General features: G+C 74.1%; 17 protein-coding genes. 12 read left to right on the top strand and 5 right to left on the bottom strand.

Going from position 1 to position 18,438, the window contains the following annotated elements; genetic code table 11:
* Nucleotides 1-34: 34 nt before the first annotated feature.
* From IF06_RS0103715 to IF06_RS0103705, 3 genes are all read right to left on the bottom strand, one after another.
* On the bottom strand, nt 35-1,435 hold the full coding sequence (locus IF06_RS0103715) for a glycosyltransferase family 4 protein (protein ID WP_030269009.1): 1,401 nt from the start codon (nt 1,433-1,435) through the stop codon (nt 35-37).
* A gap of 169 nt (nt 1,436-1,604) precedes the next feature.
* A complete protein-coding gene (locus tag IF06_RS0103710; RefSeq protein WP_013285873.1) occupies nt 1,605-2,744 on the bottom strand; it encodes a fatty acid desaturase family protein in 1,140 nt (379 codons plus the stop codon).
* Nucleotides 2,745-2,758: 14 nt separating this feature from the next.
* Nucleotides 2,759-3,850, bottom strand: coding sequence for a ferredoxin reductase (locus tag IF06_RS0103705; RefSeq protein ID WP_030269008.1), 1,092 nt, complete (start codon nt 3,848-3,850; stop codon nt 2,759-2,761).
* 84 nt (nt 3,851-3,934) lie between these two features.
* Here IF06_RS0103705 and IF06_RS0103700 point away from each other — a divergent pair, with 84 nt between their 5' ends.
* The 12 genes from IF06_RS0103700 to IF06_RS33835 all read left to right on the top strand — a co-directional run bounded on the left by IF06_RS0103700 (nt 3,935) and on the right by IF06_RS33835 (nt 16,226).
* Nucleotides 3,935-5,158, top strand: a complete 1,224-nt coding sequence (locus IF06_RS0103700) for a PucR family transcriptional regulator (RefSeq protein ID WP_030269007.1) — start codon at nt 3,935-3,937, stop codon at nt 5,156-5,158.
* Nucleotides 5,159-5,264: 106 nt separating this feature from the next.
* Nucleotides 5,265-6,269: an Acg family FMN-binding oxidoreductase gene (locus tag IF06_RS0103695; protein ID WP_030269006.1), complete on the top strand. Its 1,005-nt coding sequence runs from the start codon at nt 5,265-5,267 to the stop codon at nt 6,267-6,269.
* Nucleotides 6,270-6,324: 55 nt separating this feature from the next.
* Complete coding sequence (locus IF06_RS0103690; RefSeq protein ID WP_030269005.1) at nt 6,325-7,062, top strand: serine/threonine protein kinase; 738 nt, start codon at nt 6,325-6,327, stop codon at nt 7,060-7,062.
* An 837-nt stretch (nt 7,063-7,899) separates the two neighbouring features.
* Nucleotides 7,900-9,213 carry a DegT/DnrJ/EryC1/StrS family aminotransferase gene (locus IF06_RS0103685; RefSeq protein ID WP_030269003.1) on the top strand — a complete coding sequence of 438 codons (1,314 nt, stop codon included), beginning with the start codon at nt 7,900-7,902 and terminating at the stop codon, nt 9,211-9,213.
* On the top strand, nt 9,210-10,394 hold the full coding sequence (locus IF06_RS0103680) for an MFS transporter (RefSeq protein ID WP_030269001.1): 1,185 nt from the start codon (nt 9,210-9,212) through the stop codon (nt 10,392-10,394). The genes IF06_RS0103685 and IF06_RS0103680 overlap by 4 nt, the downstream gene beginning before the upstream one ends.
* Nucleotides 10,391-11,362 (top strand): sulfotransferase, encoded by a 972-nt coding sequence (locus IF06_RS0103675; RefSeq protein WP_030268999.1) that lies wholly within the window; start codon nt 10,391-10,393, stop codon nt 11,360-11,362. Before IF06_RS0103680 ends, IF06_RS0103675 begins: the two co-directional genes overlap by 4 nt.
* Nucleotides 11,363-11,366: 4 nt before the next feature.
* Complete coding sequence (locus IF06_RS0103670) at nt 11,367-12,197, top strand: SDR family NAD(P)-dependent oxidoreductase (protein WP_030268997.1); 831 nt, start codon at nt 11,367-11,369, stop codon at nt 12,195-12,197.
* Between the two features lie 29 nt (nt 12,198-12,226).
* The gene (locus IF06_RS0103665) at nt 12,227-13,066 is read left to right on the top strand and encodes a class I SAM-dependent methyltransferase (protein WP_030268995.1); all 840 of its coding nucleotides are present in this window, start codon (nt 12,227-12,229) and stop codon (nt 13,064-13,066) included.
* A gap of 14 nt (nt 13,067-13,080) precedes the next feature.
* Nucleotides 13,081-13,959 carry a family 3 encapsulin nanocompartment shell protein gene (locus IF06_RS0103660; RefSeq protein WP_013285863.1) on the top strand — a complete coding sequence of 293 codons (879 nt, stop codon included), beginning with the start codon at nt 13,081-13,083 and terminating at the stop codon, nt 13,957-13,959.
* Between the two features lie 13 nt (nt 13,960-13,972).
* Nucleotides 13,973-15,253, top strand: a complete 1,281-nt coding sequence (locus tag IF06_RS0103655) for an NAD(P)/FAD-dependent oxidoreductase (protein WP_030268992.1) — start codon at nt 13,973-13,975, stop codon at nt 15,251-15,253.
* Nucleotides 15,250-15,951, top strand: coding sequence for an aspartate/glutamate racemase family protein (locus IF06_RS0103650; RefSeq protein ID WP_030268990.1), 702 nt, complete (start codon nt 15,250-15,252; stop codon nt 15,949-15,951). The genes IF06_RS0103655 and IF06_RS0103650 overlap by 4 nt, the downstream gene beginning before the upstream one ends.
* A gap of 104 nt (nt 15,952-16,055) precedes the next feature.
* Nucleotides 16,056-16,226 (top strand): hypothetical protein, encoded by a 171-nt coding sequence (locus tag IF06_RS33835; RefSeq protein WP_013285860.1) that lies wholly within the window; start codon nt 16,056-16,058, stop codon nt 16,224-16,226.
* A gap of 90 nt (nt 16,227-16,316) precedes the next feature.
* On the opposite strand, the gene IF06_RS0103640 is transcribed toward IF06_RS33835, so the two are convergent.
* Together IF06_RS0103640 and IF06_RS0103635 are read right to left on the bottom strand one after the other, a co-directional pair.
* Nucleotides 16,317-16,577: a hypothetical protein gene (locus tag IF06_RS0103640; RefSeq protein ID WP_013285859.1), complete on the bottom strand. Its 261-nt coding sequence runs from the start codon at nt 16,575-16,577 to the stop codon at nt 16,317-16,319.
* Between the two features lie 19 nt (nt 16,578-16,596).
* The gene (locus IF06_RS0103635) at nt 16,597-18,381 is read right to left on the bottom strand and encodes an N-acetylglutaminylglutamine amidotransferase (RefSeq protein ID WP_013285858.1); all 1,785 of its coding nucleotides are present in this window, start codon (nt 18,379-18,381) and stop codon (nt 16,597-16,599) included.
* Nucleotides 18,382-18,438 lie beyond the last annotated feature (57 nt).

Raw genomic sequence — 18,438 nt, 5'->3', positions numbered from 1 at the left:
ACCCATGGCGTTCCACTCGGGCAGGCGGCGGGCGTCAGCGGGTGGGGGTGAGCAGGCAGCGGTAGAGCGCGTCCAGGCGTTCGGCCTGCGCCTCCCACGTCCACCCGGGCAGCGGCGAGTCCGGCCCCTCGTAGGCGGCGCGGTAGCGGGCCGGGTCAGCGAGCACGGCCCGGACCGCGCGGGCCAGGTCGGCGGCGTCGCGGGCGCGGAACACCTCGCCCTGCCCGGTGGCGCGGACCGTCTCGGCCATGGTCCGTACGTCGCTGACCACGATCGGCAGCCGCGCGTGCGCGTACTCGAAGAACTTCGTGATCAGCGCGATCTCGTGGTTGGGCCAGTGGTGCAGCGGGATCAGCCCGATGTCGGCGGTGGCGAGGAACGCGACGAGCTGCCGGTGCGGCACGTACGGCAGCACGTGCACCCGGTCGCCCACCTGATGCCGGGCCGCGCGGGCGACGACCTGGCGGACGTAGGCCGCGTCCGGGTCGGCGACGACAAGGGCCAGGTGTACGCCGGGCAGCAGCGGCAACGCCTCGACCACCGTGTCCACGCCGCGCTGGACGGCCATCGCCCCGCTGTAGACGAGCAGCGGCGTGTCCGGGGGCAGACCGCAGCGCTCCCGCAGGTCGGAGGCGGGCAGGTCTGCGGGCTCGGGGGCGGTCGGCTCGGAGGGCGCAGTCGGCTCGGGGGTGGCGGTGACCGGGGCGTTCAGGATCACTGTGGGGCGCTCGGGCAGGGCGTGGTCGCGTACCAGCAGGTCGGCGAGCGTGTCGGAGACGGTGACCACCGCGTCGGCGGCGCCGACGTACTCGCGGACGTACCCGAGATGCGCGGGCAGCCAGCGGGCGTTGTCGCGGCGGGGCCGGGCGCCGGGCAGCCACTCGTGCGCGTCCCAGACCAGCTTGGTGTCACGTCCGGCGGCGCGGGCGCGGTCCACGGCGCGGGCGGCCACGCCGAGCATCCGGAAGTCGTGCGCGTGGATCAGGTCGGGCCGCAGCTCGTCGACGACCGGTCCGGCGACCCGTTCGTAGTCCCAGAGCCCCGGCTCCAGCCGCCGCCAGGCCCCGTCGCGCAGCCGGGCCCGCCAGTAGCGGACCTGGGCGTGCTCCACCGGCCGGCGTGCCAGCCGGGCCGCGCGCAACGGCAACCCGCCCCGGGCCACCAGCCGCGTCCGCAGCCCGGACACGCCGCGCGGGCCGGAGACGGCGGACGGTGGAGTGGCGCGCGCGGCGGCGAGCGGCAGGACGCGCACCTCGGCGTCGCCGAGCCGCCAGCGGCGTTCGGCGTCGACGTGGGCGCAGCCGATCAGCGTGACGTCCCAGCCCGCGTCGGCGGCCGAGCGGGCCGCCTTCTGCACCCGCGAGTCACCCTCGACCGCGTTGTCGACGAGCATGACCACGCGCCGGCCGAGCCGCATCGTGTCGTCGCGCCCCATCGGCGATCCACCCCTTCACCCGTACGCCCGGACGGGCGCGAGTGTACGGGGATGCGGGACCGTCACGACGGCCGCGAAACCGGCCCTGAGCTGCGGTGACGCCGACTGTGCAGCCGACGGTCAGGTGCCGGCCGGTGGAAGTTCACCGGCCGTGCACCGGACGGGCTGGTCAGGCCGTACCGGAGGAGGCCAGCGCTGCCGGGGCGACCGGCTGCCGGCTGTCCTTGCGGTTGGGCAGCGACAGGCGGATGACCTTCCACCACGCGGAGGCGACCTGCTTGGGCAGCGGGCCGGTGGTGTAGTGCAGGCCGTACCTGTCGAACAGCGCCCGCACCTGCGGGGCGATCTCCTGGTAGCGGTTGCTGGGCAGGTCGGGGAAGAGGTGGTGCTCGATCTGGTACGACAGGTTGCCGGTCATGATGTGCAGCAGCCGGCTGCCGCTGATGTTGGCCGAGCCGAGCATCTGCCGCAGGTACCACTCGCCGCGGGTCTCGCCGTCGATGGAGGTCTTCTCGAACGTCTCCACGCCGTTGGGGAAGTGCCCGCACATGATCACGGAGTGGCTCCACACGTTGCGCAGCAGGTTCGCGGTGAACGTGGCGGCGAGCGTGGACAGGAACGACGGCCCGGACAGCAGCGGGTGCACCACGTAGTCCTTGAGCACCTGGCGGCGGATCTTGCGCCCGACGGCCCTGGCCTTGGCCCGGAACTTGGGGTCCTTGAGCTTGCGCTGCTTGAGGTGGTCGCCCAGCTCCATGTCGTACGCGGCGATGCCGTACTCGAAGAACGCGGCGTTGAGCAGGTTCCACAGCGGCTGCCCGAGGTGCATCGGGTGCCAGGGCTGGTCCTCGTCCACGCGCATGATGCCGTACCCGAGGTCGTTGTCCTTGCCGACCACGTTGGTGTACCTGTGGTGCAGCTCGTTGTGCGACTGCTTCCACTGGTCGGCCGGGGAGACGTGGTCCCACTCCCAGGTGGTGGAGTGGATCTTCGGGTCACGCATCCAGTCCCACTGGCCGTGCAGGACGTTGTGCCCGATCTCCATGTTCTCCAGGATCTTGGCGACCGTGAGCCCGGCCGTGCCGACGATCCAGGCCGGCGGGAACAGCGAGAACAGCAGCACCGCACGGCTGCTCATCTCCAGTGTCCGCTGGGTCTTGACCACCTTGCGGATGTAGCGGGCGTCCCGCTCCCCCCGGTCGGCGAGGACCCGGTCCCGGATCGCGTCCAGTTCCTTGCCGATGATCTCGATGTCCTCGGCGCTCAGGTGGGCGATCGGGTTGACGGCCTTCTTCTGGATCACGGTCACGTGGGTGGCTCCTGTCAGATATCGATGTCGCAGGTACCGGCGGCGGCCGACACGCACGTCTGGACCAGCACGCCGTCCCCCGGTACGGCAGTGGTGACGTCGCCGTTGCGCAGGTCGCGGACAGCTCCCTGGCGCAGCGGTACGACGCAGCCGAAGCAGATGCCCATCCGGCACCCGGAAGGCATCAGCACTCCGGCGTTCTCCCCCGCGTCGAGCAGTGTGGTGGCGCCGTCGGCCTCGACTGTCACGCCCGCCCCGGTGAAGGTCACGGTGCCTCCCTCGCCCGGCGTGATCACCGTCGGGCGGAACCGCTCGGTGTGCAACCGCTCGACGAGACCGTTCGAGGACCAGTACCCCTCGACCGCGTCGAGCATGCCGATCGGCCCGCACGCCCACGCCTCCCGGTCGAGGTGGTCGGGCACCAGGCCGGCCAGTTCGGCAACGTCGAGCAGGCCGTCGGTGTCGGTGTGCCGCTCGACCAGACGCAGCGCGCCGCGGTCGGCCAGGGCGCGCAGCTCCGTACCGAAGATGACGTCGTCGCGGGTCGGCGCCGAGTGCACGAGCACCACGTCGGCCCGGTCGGCCAGCCCGGAGCGCAGCATCCCCATGACCGGGGTGATGCCGCTGCCCGCGGTGAGGAACAGGACGCGCTCGGGCGTCGCGGCGGGCAGCACGAACTCGCCCTGGGCCTGGTCGAGGTGCACGATCGTGCCGGGCCGCAGCCGGCGTACGAGATGGTTGCTGACCTTGCCGTCCGGGATGGCCTTCACGGTGACGGAGATCCGGCCGTCTGTGGCGTCCGGCGGCGAGGTGAGCGAGTAGGCGCGCCACTGACGCACCCCGTCGACGTCCACGCCGAGGCGGATGTACTGCCCGGGCGTGTGGCCCTGCCAGGCGCGGCCGGGTTGGATCACCAGCGTGGCCGCGTCCCGGGTCTCCGGGCGTACCGCGACGATCTTGCCGCGCAGCGGGGCGCCCGCGCGCAGCGGCGCGATCAGGTCGAGATAGTCGTCCGGCAGCACCGGCGTGGTGACCGTTCCGGCCAGCCGCAGCAGCCTGTCCCGGAAGGTGACCTTCTGAGGGCGGCGGGAGGCAGTTGTGGTCATATGACCAGCGTGACCGCCCGATCGCATAACATCTTGACCGGCAAAGGTGAAACGGTCGCAGGTTTTTGTTCGGAGGGAACAAACATGACGTCGGAGGCCGGCACGGGGCAGCGCGCCGCGCACCTCAACCTCGACGCCGGGGTGGCGGAGACGCTGCGCGCCCGGCTGCCGATGGTCGCCGAGCGGACGGTCTCCGCGATCACCGCTGAGGTGCCGGACTACTCCGGCGCGCTCACCGGTGCCATGCGGGCGAAGATCGAAAACGCCGTACGCATCGCACTCGGCACGTTCCTCCAGCTCATCGAGGGTACCCAGGCGTTCGACCCGAGCACTCCCCTGGCCCCGGCGCTGGAGGCGGCGTACGCGCTGGGCAGCGGCGAGGCCCGCTCGGGGCGCAGCATGGACGCGCTGCTGGCCGCGTACCGGGTGGGTGCCCGGGTGGCCTGGCGCGAGGTGTCGACCACGACGGTACGCAGCGGGCTGGCCGCCGAGACGGTGGCCGAGTTCGCCGAGCTGATGTTCGCCTACATCGACGAGCTGTCCGCGGCGAGCGTGGCCGGGCACGCCGACGAACTGGCCAGTGCCGGCCGGATGCGCCGCCGCAGCCTGGAACGGCTCACCCAGCAACTGCTGGCGGGCGAGCCGGAGGAGTCGTTGCGGCGCAGCGCGGAGCGCGCCGACTGGCCGCCGCCGCAGACCCTCACAGTGGTGCTGCTGCCGCGCCGGCACCTGCGCGCGGTGCTGGCGCTGCTCAGCCCGTACACGCTGGAGAGCGGCGAGGACCTGCCCGGCATGAACCCGGTCGAGGAGCTGGCCGTACTGCTGGTGCCGGACATGCACGGCGGCCGGCGCCGCCAGCTCACCCGGCTGCTGCACGGGCACCGGGCGGTGCTCGGCCCGGCCCGGCCCTGGCACCGGGTCGCCGCGTCGTACCAGCGGGCCACCCGGGCGCTCGCGCTCGGCCTCGGCGAGGCGGACGCCGGGCCGGTCGACACCGAGCGTCACCTGGCGACGCTGCTGCTCAGCATGGATCCGGAAGCCCTGGCCGACCTGCGCGCGCAGGCGCTCGCGCCGCTGGCCGCGCTGCCCCCGGCCACCGCGCACCGGCTGGCCGAGACGCTGCGGTCGTGGCTGCTGCACCAGGGACGCCGCGACGACGTGGCGGCCGACCTGTTCGTGCACCCGCAGACCGTCCGCTACCGGATGGGCAAGCTGCGGGAGCTGTTCGGCGACCGGCTGCACGACCCGGCCACTGTGCTCGACCTGACCATCGCTCTGGCCGTACCTCCGGAGCCGGAGGAGGCCTGACGCCGCGCCGGGGCGCACGGCCCGGTGCGGCCGGGACCTCCGGCCCTGTCCGCCCGCGACGGTGGCGGGCAGGGTCGGAAGGGGACGAGCAACCAGGAGGGCCGCCATGAACAGCTCATCGACCCGCATCGAGCAGGACCCGAGGGTACGGGTGCTGGAGGCGGCCGCCCGGCAGTCCCTGCACGCCCCGTCGGTGTTCAACACCCAGCCCTGGCGCTGGCAGGTCACCGGCGACGCGCTGGAGTTGCGCGCCGACGCGGACCGGCAGCTCGCCCACACCGACCCGGACGGCCGGCTGCTCATGCTGAGCTGCGGCGCCGCCCTGCACCACGCGCGCGTGTCGCTGACGGCGGTCGGCTGGGCGGTCACCGTGGAGCGGCTGCCCGACCCGGGCGACCCGTCGCTGCTGGCCCGGGTGCGTACCACCGGCCCGGCCGACCTGGACGTCCCGGCGGGCCGCCTGGTCGACGCCATTCCGCGCCGCCGCACCGACCGGCGGGCGTACGGGGACCGGCCGGTGCCGGAGGCGGTGCTGGCCCGGCTCGGCGACGCCGTGGAGGCCGAGGGCGCGCACCTGCACGTGGTCCGGCCGGACCAGATGCCGATGCTCGCCGTCTCCACCGGTCGCGCCGCCGACGCGGAGCTGGCCGACCCCGCGTACCGGGAGGAGCTGCACCGCTGGACCCACCGCCCGGAGGGCAGCGGCGACGGGGTGCCCGCCGCCACCGCCGTGCGGCCGTCCCCGCGCCGGGTGCCGCTGCGCGACTACGCCCCCGGCGGGGCGGCCGGGCTCAGCGCGGGCGCGGACTTCGACCGGGGCGCGGCGTACCTGATCCTGTTCGGCGAGTCCGACGAGCCGGCCGCCTGGCTGCGCGGCGGCGAGGCGCTGTCGGCGCTGCTGCTCACCGCCACCGCCGAGGGACTGGCCAGCGCGCCGCTCAGCGACGCCGTGGAGCTGGCCTGGCCCCGCCGGATGATGCGCGACCTGCTCGCCGGCATCGGCGACCCGTACCTGGTGGTGCGCGTCGGCTGGGGCCCGGACGCGGAGCTGCCGCCGGCGCCGCGCCGCGCGCCCACCGACGTGATCGAGGTGGTGGACCCGCCGCGGTGACCCGGCGCGGTCCGGAGGGCCACCGCCGGCGCGGCGGTCGTCGTAGCCTCGACGCGTGTGGGATTTGGACCCGGCCGCCGCGTTCGTGGTCTTCGGCGACCAGGACTCCGGATGCGTCTCCTACGGCGTGGAGTCGGCGGGCCGGCGCTGGTTCGTGAAGCGGGCCGGGGCACCCGCGCCGCGAGAGTCGCTGACCCGCGCGTTGGGCCTGCACGCCGCGGTCCGGCACCCGGCAGTGGTCCGGCCCGAGCTGGTCCGCGACGGCACCGACGGCCCGACGCTGGTGTACCCGTGGTGCGACGGCGTCGTGCTCAACCACGCCACCATCGGCGGTCGCAGCGACCGGAGCGGGCTGGACCGCTTCCAGCGGCTGCCGGTCGCTGAGGTACGCGCGGCGCTGGACATCATCCTCGACGCCCACCTGGCCGTGAACGCGGCCGGGTACGTGGCGATCGACCTGTACGACGGTTGCTTCCTCTACGACTTCGACGCCCGCCGGATGCGGCTGATCGACCTGGACGAGTACCGGCCGGGACCGTTCGTGCTCGACTCCGACCGGCTGCCCGGCTCCCATCGCTACCTGTCGCCGGAGGAGCTGACCCGGGGCGCGACGATCGACGAGCGCACCACGGTCCATGCGCTCGGTCGTACGCTGCACCACCTGCTCGACGGTCCGTCCGGCTGGCGGGGCACGGCCGCCGAACGCGCGGTCGCCGACCGGGCCGCCCGGTCCGATCCGGCGGAGCGGTACGCCACTGTGTCCGCGTTGGTCCGCGACTGGCGAGCCGCCTGATCGACGGGCCTTGTCAGGCCGGGTCTCGACGACGCGCGCTCACCCCTGCGCGTAACTTTCCGTTACCGCGGCCCGATTCGACAGTGAATCACGGAGGGTGACGGCAGTCGCCGGGGCCGAATGGGTCGGATTGTCCGCAGCATGCTCCTGAACAGCGACGATGTGCGGCGAGCCGAGAGCTGGACGCACACCCCTTCGCGCCCTTTGCTCTGCAGCCACATACGCGGCAGTGGCCGTGAGTCACCGATGCGCCGATGGCTGCAGAGCAAAGGGCGCGGGGTGAGTTCTGCCGGGGAGCTGCGGAGGCTACTGTCGGTGACGGCAAGTCCCGACGGCGGCCGGACCTCGGCGCGGCCTGATCCCGCACGATCGGGCGCGGTGCAATCAGGCGCCGCACGACCAGGCCCGGTGCGATCAGGCCCGGTGTGATCAGGCCGGCTGCCATCGGGCCCGGCGCGACCAGGGGCCGCCCGACGTGCCGGGCGACCCCTGGGGCAGTGGATCGAGGCCACGGGACGGGCGCCGGGTCCGGCGGTCGGAGGCGCCGGGCCACGCCGACGGATCAGCGGGACGGCAGCGACAATTCCGCATAGTCCACTGTCGGCACGGCCCGGCGCCGAACATATTCACGTCTATCTGTTGACGAGTACAGGATCGACGACAATCATTACTCTCGCTGGATCGACGTACCATGAATGTCGGATCTGGTGGCATTTCTTACCCCTCGACGGGATCGCGCCGGGACTGCGATTCCGCCGGGCGACCATGCCCGGCGCACGCCCGGCCAATCCTACCGAGCTAATAGGAATTGTCGCCGCTCGCCCGAGGAGTCCGCCGGTGGACGGGAACAACGACGCTCCCGCACCGAGCCCGCCGAGGCCGGTGCAGAACGGCTCTGAGCTGCCCGAACAGCTCGCCCTGCACGGCGGACAGCCGGTGCGGCGCACGCCCTGGCCGACGTACGACAAGGGCGCCGTGTTCGTGCACACCGAAGACGAGGACGCGGCTATTCGCGCCGTCCGCAGTCACCTCTACTTCCGATACGACCATCGGCCGCCGAACGAAACCGAATGCGGGCGGTTCGAGGACGAACTGTGTCGCTATTTCGGCACCCGGCACGCGCTGGCCGTTTCCAGCGGGACCGCCGCACTGGCGCTCGCCCTGATGGGCGCCGGAGTGCCGCCGGGATCATTGGTGGCCTGCCCCGGATTCACTTTCGTCGCCACCCCCAGCGCCATTGTCCTGGCCGGTTGCCGGCCATTCCTGGTCGAGGTCGACGACGACCTGCGGATGGACCTCGACGACCTGCGCCGCCGCTGGCACCCCGAGATCCGCGCCGTCATGGTCGTGCACATGCGCGGCTTCGCCGCCGACGTCGAGGCGCTGTCCGCGTTCGCCGCCGAGATGGGCGTGCCGCTCATCGAGGACGCGGTGCCCGCGCTCGGCGCCGAACTCAACGGCCGCAAGCTCGGCACGTTCGGGGCCGCCGGGGCGTTCAGCACCCAGTCCGACAAGGCGCTCAACTGCGGCGAGGGCGGTTTCCTGATCACCGACGACAGCACGCTGTTCGCGCGGGCGGTGGCGCTGTCCGGGGCGTACGAGGGGCGGCTGCGGCGGCACTTCCCGGACGGCGAGCCGCCGCTGACCGGCCTGGACCTGCCGCTGCTGAGCCTGCGGATGGACGAGATCCGGGCGGCACTGCTGCGCGCCGAGCTGACCCGGCTGCCGCAGCGGCTGGCGCTGTTCCACCGCAACTACGCGCACGTCAGCGGCGCCCTGGCCGGGCTGCCCGGCATCGCGGTCCGGCGGCCGGTCGCGCCCGGGGCGTACCTCGGGGAGGCGTTCGTGTTCCGCGTACCAGGCGGCGACGCGGGCTGGTTCGCCCGCGCGCTGCGGGCCGAGGGGATCGACGCCCGCAACATCGGCGCGGACGACGACCTCAACGTCCGGGCGTTCTGGAACTGGCGGTTCCTGTACGACAGCGCCGACCCCGGCGAGATCCGCGCGACGCTGCCACGTACCGCACGGCTGCTGACCGAGACCGTCGACGTGCCGCTGTCGTCCAACCTCACACCCGGGGACTGCGACGACCTGGTCCGCGCGGTCCGCAAGGTGGCCGCCGCCCGTGAGACAGCCCTGGTCGGGTCGTGACCGGCGCGCAGGCCCCCGCCCGGCCCCTGCCTCGGCTCGCGCTCGCCGGGCTGCTCGGCGGACTGTTCACCGGCTACCTCGGACTGACAGCGGTGATCCCGGTGCTGCCCGGATTCCTGCGCGAACGGCACGACGCCGGCGACCTGACAGTCGGCGTGGTGGTCACGGTGACCGCGGTGACCGCGCTGCTGGTCCGGCCGGTCGCGGGCGCGCTCGCCGACCGGCACGGCCATCGGACGGTGATGCTGGCCGGGGCGCTCGTGGTGGCCGGTGGCGGCCTGCTCTACCTGGCCCCGCTGAGCGTGCCCGCGCTGGTCGCGGTCCGGCTGCTGCTCGGTGCCGGTGAGGCGGCGCTGTTCACCGCCGGTGCGGTGTGGATCGTGCAGCTCGCCCCGCACGAGCGGCGCGGCCAGCTCATCGGCCTGTACGGGGTGAGCATGTGGGGCGGCATCTCCGCCGGCACGTTCCTCGGCGCGACAGTGCAGCAGGCCGGCTATCCGGCGGTGTGGCTGCTCAGCGCGGTCGCCCCGGCGGTCGGCGCGGCGCTCGTCGCGCTGGTGCCCGCGCCGGCGCGTACCGCACCCGCGGCCAAGGGCGCCGGGCTGCTGCTGCGCCCGGCGCTGCTGCCCGGCATCGCGCTCACCTTCGGCGCCGCCGGGTACGCGGGTCTTGCCGCGTTCGTCGTGCTGCACCTGGACGCCCGGGGCATCGGCCACGGCGTGGTGGTGCTGAGCTGCTTCAGCGCCGTGTACGCCGGCACCCGCCTGGTCATCGGGCACCTGCCGGACCGGCTCGGCCCGCGCCGGGTGGCCGCCTGGTGCGGCGTCGGCGAGGCGGTCGGGCTGCTGGTCATCGCCGTCGCGCCGAACCTGCCGGTGGCGGTGGCCGGCAGCGTGGTGATGGGCGTCGGGTTCTCCCTGCTGCACCCGTCGCTGGCGCTGATGGTGATGAACCGCACCGACCCGGCGCGGCAGGGCGCGGCGATCGGGGCGTACACCTCGTTCTGGGATCTGGGCCTGGCGGTGTGGGGGCCGGCGACCGGCCTGGTCGCGGCCGGTCTCGGCTATCCGGCGGTGTTCGTCGCGGGTGCGGCCGGCGCGGCCGTCGCCGCCGCGATGGCGTTGCGCATCGGCCGGCCGGCGCCCGCGCCCGCCCAGGCGGTGGAGGTACGCGCGGCATGAGCGCACCGGTGACCGTCCTGAGCGTCAACGGCTGGTGCCGCAACGGCAGCACCATCATCGGCAACGTCCTCGGCGAGGCGCCCGGTGTGGTGCACGTCGGTGAGCTGCACTTCCTGTGGAAGAACTCGACCGGGCGCGGGGTGAACGACAGGTGCGGCTGCGGCGCCGCGCTGACCGCGTGTCCGCTGTGGTCGGCGGTGCTGCCGCTGGGCCGCCCGGCCGGGATGCCGGCGGACGCGCACGCCGCCGAGGTGATCCGGCGGCAACGGGCCCGGCTGCGGACCCGGCACACGTGGCGGGTGCTGCGCCGGGGCGCGTACGACGCGGACACCCGGGCGCACGCGGACCTGCTCGGCGCGGTCTACCGGGAGGTGGCCGCGCGCACCGGTGCCCGGGTCATCGTGGACAGCACCAAGATCCCCGGCGAGTCGGCGTTGCTGCCGCACGTGCCGGGCGTCGAGGCGTACTGGCTGCACCTGGTGCGCGACCCGCGTGCGGTGGCGCACTCGTGGCGGGAGCCGAAGGAGTACGTCTACGCGATGTCGGCGGCGCGCAGCACCGCGTACTGGCACGGGTTCAACCTCGCGTCGGCGGCGATCAACAGGCGGTACCCGGACCGGTCGGCGCTCCTGCGCTACGAGGACTTCACCGCCGACCCGGCCGGGACGATCGGCGCGCTGCTGCGGCTGGTCGGCGTGGACCCGGCGGCCAACCCGGTACGGGACCGGAGCGTCGAGCTGCGCGGCAACCACACGGTCACCGGCAACCCGGACCGGTTCCGGACCGGGCCGACCGTCATCCGGGACCGCGACGACGGGTGGCGGCGCACGCTCACCGGCCGGCAGCGGCTCGCGGTGGCGGCGCTGGCCTGGCCGCTGTCCACCCGGTACGGCTACCGGTCCGGCGGGCCGGACGGCGACCCGGCGTACCCCGGCGCGGCGGCCCGCGTCGGCGAGACGGAGAGGTGAGGACGTGGATCTGGGGCTCAAGGGCCGGGTGGCGCTCGTCGCCGGCGGCACCAGCGGCATCGGGCTGGCCTGCGCGAGGGAGTTCGCCGCGGAGGGCGCGCACGTGGCGGTCTGCGGGCGTGACCCGCAGCGGCTGGCCGCCGCCGAACGGGAGCTGACGGCGGTGGCGTCCGGCCGGGTCAGCGCGACCGGCGTGGACCTCACCGACACCGGCGCCGCCGCCCGCTGGGTGGACCGGGTCGCCGAGGAGCTGGGCGGGGTGGACGTGCTGCTGGTCAGCGGCGGCAGCCCGCCTGTGGGCACCGCCACCGGGTTCGGCACGGACGACTACCGGGCGGCTGTGGACCGGGTGCTGCTGCCGGCGGTAGCGGTGTCGATGGCCGCGCTGCCGCACATGCGTGCCGCGGGCTGGGGCCGGCTGCTGCTGGTGGCCTCCGAGACCGCCTGCGTGCCGATCGGCCCGCTCGTGCTGTCCGGGGTGACCCGGGCGGCGCTGGTCCGCTTCGCCCAGGGCCTCGCCGTCGACGTGGGCCGCGACGGCATCACCGTGAACGTGCTCGCGCCCGGCGGGGTGCGGACGCCGCCGATGGAACGCGCCGCGGCCCGGCTCGCCGGCGCGGACGGCGACGTCGAGGCGCGGCTGGCCGCGATGGGCCACCACAGCGCCGTCGGGCGGCTGGCCCGGCCCGAGGAGGTCGCCGCGGTGGCCGCGTTCCTGGCCGGCGAATGCGCGTCGTACGTGACCGCCGGGGTGCACCTGATCGACGGCGGCGCCGCCGCCACCGGCCCCGACCTGCCCCACCTCACCGGCGTCCGCAAGGACACCTACGCCTGACCCACCGATCGCCGCACAAGGGAGTGCCCATGTCCACGACCAGCCGGTTCACCGAGCGGGACGTCTCCGAGTTCTTCGACCAGACCACGCAGACCTACCTCAGCTTCTGGGACAGCGAGGGCGTGCTGCACACCGGCTACTTCGCCGGGGAGGACGACACCGACTACCACGCGGCGGCCGACCGGACCTCCGACATCCTGGCCGCGGACGCCGGGATCGACGCGTCGTCGAACGTGCTCGACGTGGGCTGCGGCTGCGGCAACTTCCTGCTGCGCCTGGCCGCCCGTACCGGATGCCGGGGCGAGGGGCTGGACCTGAGCATCGAGCGGGTGCGCTTCGCCGAGCAGCGGCGCGCCGAGCGGGGCGCCTCGCTTCCGGTGTCGTTCCGGCACGGCTCGGCCACCGCCCTGCCGTACGACGACGGCACGTTCACTCACGTGGTCAGCCAGGACGCGCTGTTCCTGGTGCCGGACAAGCCGCGCAGCCACGCCGAGATGTTCCGGGTGCTCGCCCCCGGCGGGGTGCTCGCGGTGTCCGACTTCCTCCAGCCCACCGAACGGATCGGCGAGGCGGCCCGCCGGCACGTCTACGACCGGGTGCGCTGGAACGACGGCTACTCGCTCGACGGCTACCGCCGGGCGCTGACCGAGGCCGGGTTCGTGGACGTGGTCGCGCGCAGTCTCGACGCGCACATCAGGCAGACGTACCGGGTGCTGGGCCGTACCGCCCGGGAGCGCGCGGAGACGACGGCGGACGAGGCGGCGCGGACCTGGATCCTCGGCTTCGCCGACTCGTGCGACGAGATCCAGGCGGCGATCGACAGGGGCGAGTTCGGCTGGGGCATGTTCGTCGCCCGCAAGCCGGCCTGAGGGAGGGACAGCAGATGTCGCAGCGCACCGACACCGTGAAGCGGACGATCGCCGAGGTGGTCGCCGAGCGGAAGACGCAGATGTCGCCCGGCGCGGCGTTCGTCGAGGCGTTCGCCAAGGACGGCTTCGACACCAGCGTCGACTACGACGTGACGATCACCGACTCGCTCACCAGTTCCCGGCGCAAGCCCCGCTACCCGTCGCGGAACATGCTCAAGGTGGTGGACCTGTCCCGGGATCCGCAGGACTACTACTGGCACGAGAGCCCGCCCCGCCCGGACGACCCGGCGGTGGACGGCGCGGACCTGCGCCGGGAGGCGGCCAACCACTTCCACCGCTCCCCCATCCCGCCGCTGCTCACCACCACCGCGTGGGTGCAGGTGCCGGACACGTTGTGGGAGGACCCGGTCAGCTTCGCGCAGTTCATCGACTACCGGCTGGTGGTGCGGCTGGCCACGGCCGAGAACCACACCATCCTGCGCGGCGAGGGCGGGCTGCTGACCATGCCGGACCTGGGCCGGCTCACCGACCCGGGACCGTTCGCGTCCACCGTCCTGGCCGCGTGCAACGAGGTCGAGCAGATGGGCAGCACCGCCGACGGGCTGATCATCAACCCGGCCGACTACTACCGCCTGCTGGGCAGCGGCTCGCTGATGCGGGACGTGGAGGACAACGGCGTGTTCATCGTGCGTACCCGGCTGGTCGACCCGGGCACCGCGATCGTCGGGGACTTCGGACACGGCGCGCTGCTGTTCGACGCCGGCCGGTCCACCATCGCGTTCGCCGAACCGCCGCCGGGCACGTTCGCCGAACCCGGGGTGGCACTGCGCGCCGAGATCTGGGAGCGGGTCGTGGTGAACCTGCCCACCTGCTTCTTCGTCGTGACGCTCTGACCGGCGGCGACTGATGACGACGCCGGGCCGTACCGACCCCGACGTGCTGGTGGTCGGCGCGGGCGTGGTGGGCCTGTGCTGCGCCTGGTTCCTGCGCCGCGCCGGGCTCAGCGTGACGGTGGTGGATCGGGGCGAGGTCGGCGACGCGGCGGCCTGCTCGGCCGGGAACACCGGCTTCGTCGGCACCCAGGGCTCGGCGCCGCTGGCCGAGCCGGGGGTGCCGGCCACCGGGATCCGCTGGCTGTTGCGCCCGGAGAGCCCGTTCGCGGTCCGGCCCCGGCTGGACGGCGCGCTGCTGGCCTGGCTCTGGCACTTCCGCCGGCACTGCACCGAACGGCACGCCCGCGCCGGGTTCGAGACGCTGCTCGCGCTCAAACAGCGCAGCCTCGCGCTGCTGCGCGAGATCTGCGCCGAGGACGAGCTGGCCGGGACGCTCACCGAACGCGGCATGATCCTCGCCTGCCACACCGAGCAGGGGTACGCGAAGGCGCGCCGGACGATCCCGGCGGCGACCGCGCGTGGCGTGCCGCTGCGCGAGCTGGACCGGGCCGAGCTGGCCCGGCTGGAACCCGGCGTCGACTTCGCGGTGGCCGGGACGCTGCTCAACGAGGAGGGCGCCGCGCTGCGCATCCCGGCGTTCCTGGTGGCACTCGCGCGGGCGCTGCGGGCCCGGGGCGTGGACGTCGTCACCGGCGCGGAGGTACGCGACTTCGAGGTGACCGGGCGGCGCGTACGCGCGGTGCGCACGGCCCGGGGCGAGCTGCGCCCGGCCGAGGTGGTGATCGCCGCCGGGGTGTGGTCGGCGGCCTGCGCCCGGATGCTCGACGTCGGGCTGACGCTGCAACCGGCGAAGGGCTACACCGTCACGCTGCCCGCCGGGCCGGGCACGCCCACCCGGCCGGTGCTGCTCAGCGAGGGCAAGGTCGCCGTGATGCCGCTGGGTGACCGGGTACGCGTCGGCGGCACGCTGGAGCTGTCCGGGCTGGACACGTCGATCTCACCGCGCCGCGTCGACGGGATCCTGCACACCGCGCGGCGGTACCTGCCTGCGCTGGACACCGGCCGCCGGCTGGACGTGTGGAGCGGCCTGCGTCCGTGCACCCCGGACAGCCTGCCGCTGATCGGGCGGGCCGACGGCTACGACAACGTCAGCGTGGCCACCGGGCACGGGCACATCGGGATGGGCCTGGCCCCGGCCGGCGGACGGCTGCTCGCCCAGCTCGTCTCCGGCGCCGAGCCGGACCTGCCGCTGGAGACGTTCGCCCTGGACCGCTTCCGGAAGGGGATCTCGTGAGCGACCGGCCGGAGATCGGCGTGCTCTGCCTCGACACCAGCTTCGACAAGATCCCCGGGCACATCCGCAACCCGGACACGTTCGACTTCCCGGTGCGCTACCGGGTGGTGGAGGGCGCCACGCCGCAGCGGCTGGTCCGCGAGGCCGACCCGGCGCTGCTGCGACCGTTCGTCGACGCGGCCCGCGACCTGGAGGCGGCCGGGGTCGCCGGGATCACCGGGGCGTGCGGGTTCCTCGTGCTGTTCCAGGCCGAACTCGCCGCCGCGGTGCGCGTCCCGCTGTGGTCGTCGAGCCTGGTGCAACTGCCGATGGTGCACCGCATGGTCGGGCGCCCGGTCGGGCTGCTGGTCGCCGACGAGGCCGCGCTGACCCCGCGCCACCTGGCCGCGATCGGCGCCGCCGACGTCCCGGTGGCGGTCACCGGCATGGCCGGGCAGCCGGAGTTCCGCGAGGTGATGCTGGAGGGGCGGCGCGACGCCCTCGACGTCGGGCGGCTGGCGGCCGAGGTGGACGAGCGGGTCGACGCGCTGGCCCGCGCGCACCCGGACCTGGGGGCGCTGGTCGTCGAGTGCACCGACCTGGTGCCGTTCGCCCACCGGATCCAGGCGCGGTTGGGTGTGCCGGTGTTCGACATCGTCACGCTGACCACGATGGCGTACGCGAGCCTCACCCGGCGGCCGTACCGTCCCGGTGGGTGACCGCGGGGCCGTCGCGCGGAAACCGGCTCCCGGCGCCCGTCCGGCGCTTAGCGTGGGACGAGGGGCGGCCTGCCCGGGGCGCCGGTGAGCGGAGGGAGAACGCGGTGACGGAGCCGGAGGAGGAGCAGGAGAAGACCCGCAAGACCGATCGGGTGCTGTTCTCGCCCGACGGCGACCCGCACCACACGCTCGCCGAGGCGCCCCAGCCGGACGAGCACCTGCCGCCCACCGTCACCCGGGACGGCCACACGGACGTGCTCGACGACGAGCAGTGAGCGCACCGTCCCGCCCGGGCTCGTCGGCCGGACGGGACGTGTCGCGGCCGGACCGGCGGATCGCCGTCACGCCGCCAGGACGTGCCGCGGTCAGACCGGCGGGATGCCGGAGCGGCCGATGTCCGACATGTCGTCGCCGATCTCGGTCCGGGTGCCGGCCACCGGCCCGGCACCGGCCTCGGTCCGGTCCTCCACGCAGGCGTCGCCCAGCCCGTGCATCAGCTCCCCGACGACCGCGAGCGCCGAGCCCTTGTCCGGGCAGGGCGCCCCGGTGGCGAGCACCTGACCGTCGCCGCCGACGACCGTGAACCCCACACTGCCGTCGGCCTCGCTCTCGATGACGAACTTCACAGCGCTCCTCCCGCTCAGCTCAGCTCACGCCGTGCGTCTGCAACCACAGCTCCAGCAGGCCCAGTTGCCACAACTTGTTGCTGCCGGCGGCGGCCTGGGCCCGGTCCGGCTCGGCCAGCAGCTCGTCGACGTACGCCCGGCGGAACAGCCCGCGCCGGCGCGCCTCGGGCGCACCCAGCGCCTCGACCACCAACTCTCGCACGGGACCGTCGACGTTGCGCAGCGCCGGCACCGGGAAGTAGCCCTTGGGCCGGTCGATGACCTCGGCCGGCAGCACCTCGCGGGCCACGTCCTTGAGCACACCCTTGCCGCCCTGCGCCAGCTTGTGCTCCGGCGGGCACGCCGCGGCGAGCGTGACCAGGTCCTGGTCGAGGAAGGGCGTACGCACCTCCAGCCCCCACGCCATGCTCATGCTGTCCACCCGCTTGACCGGGTCGTCGGGCAGCATCAGGTGCGTGTCCAGGCGCAGCACCGCGTCCACGGCGGTCTGCGCGCCCGGCGCGGCCAGGTCCGCGGCGACCAGTTCGCCGGAGGCGTCACCGTCGCAGGCGTACGCCGGTTCGACCACCTCGGTCAGCTCGGCGTGGTCGCGGTCGAAGAACGCGGCGGTGAACTCGGCCGTCGCGTCCTCTCGGGGCGAGCGGGCCAGCCGGTGGTGGTAGCCGTAGCCGGCGAACACCTCGTCGGCGCCCTGGCCGGACTGCGCCACCTTCACGTGCTTGGCGACCTGCTCGGAGAGCAGGTGGAACGCCACCACGTCGTGGCTGCCCATCGGTTCGGTCATGGCCGCCACGGTGGCGCGTACGGCCGGACCGAGATCGCCGTCGGCGAGCCGGATGCGGTGGTGGTCGGTGCCGAACGTGCGGGCCACCAGGTCGGAGTAGTGGAACTCGTCGCCGGTCTCGTCGCCGCGGCTGTCGAAGCCGATGCTGAACGTCTGGAGGTGGTGCTGTCCGGCGTCGTCGAGCAGCGCCACGATCATGCTGGAGTCGAGCCCGCCGGAGAGCAGCACCCCGACCGGCACGTCCGCGACCAGCCGGCGGCGTACGGCGGTGCGCAGCGCGTCCCCGACGGCGGCCCGCCAGTCGGCGGCGTCCATGCCGTCGTGGGCCGGGTCGCGCCGGTACTCGGGCCGCCAGTAGACGCGCTCCCGGCTGCGCCCGTCGGCCTCGATCACCCGGACGGTGGCCGGCGGCAGCTTGCGTATCCCGCGCAGGATCGTGCGGGGCGCCGGCACGATCGAGTGCCAGGACAGGTAGTGGTGCAGCGCGACCGGGTCGATGCCGGTGTCGACGTCACCGCCGGCCAGCAGCGCCGGCAGCGTGGAGGCGAACCGGAGCCGGCCGGGCGACTCGGCGAGGTAGAGCGGCTTGATGCCGAGCCGGTCGCGGGCCAGCACGAGGCGGCGGCGCCGCCGGTCCACCAGCGCGACCGCGAACATGCCGACCAGGTGGTCGACGAACCGCTCCCCCCACTGCGCGTACGCCACCAGGATCACCTCGGTGTCGCTGGTGCTGCGGAAGGTGTGCCCGGCCGCGCGCAGCTCGTCGCGCAGCTCCGGGTAGTTGTAGACGCAGCCGTTGAAGACCAGGGCCAGGCCGAGGTCGTCGCGGACCATCGGCTGGGCGCCGGCCTCGGACAGGTCGATCACTGTCAGCCGACGGTGCCCGAGGGTGATCCAGCCGTCACTCCACGTGCCCTCGCCGTCCGGGCCGCGTGAGCGCATGGCAGCGGTCATCCGGGTCACCGCGGCGGCGTCGGGGGCGGCCCCGTCGAATCTGGCCTCACCGCTGATCCCGCACATCTCAGCGTCCACCGGTCAGTCGGGGAGCACCCACCACGCCAACCTCCCGCCACGTCG

This window comes from Micromonospora globosa, from assembly GCF_000717585.1.
In the GTDB taxonomy this organism is placed as follows: domain Bacteria; phylum Actinomycetota; class Actinomycetes; order Mycobacteriales; family Micromonosporaceae; genus Micromonospora; species Micromonospora aurantiaca.
The sequence above is the reverse complement of the archived record's forward strand: the minus strand, read 5'-3'. Positions and strand labels throughout refer to the sequence as shown.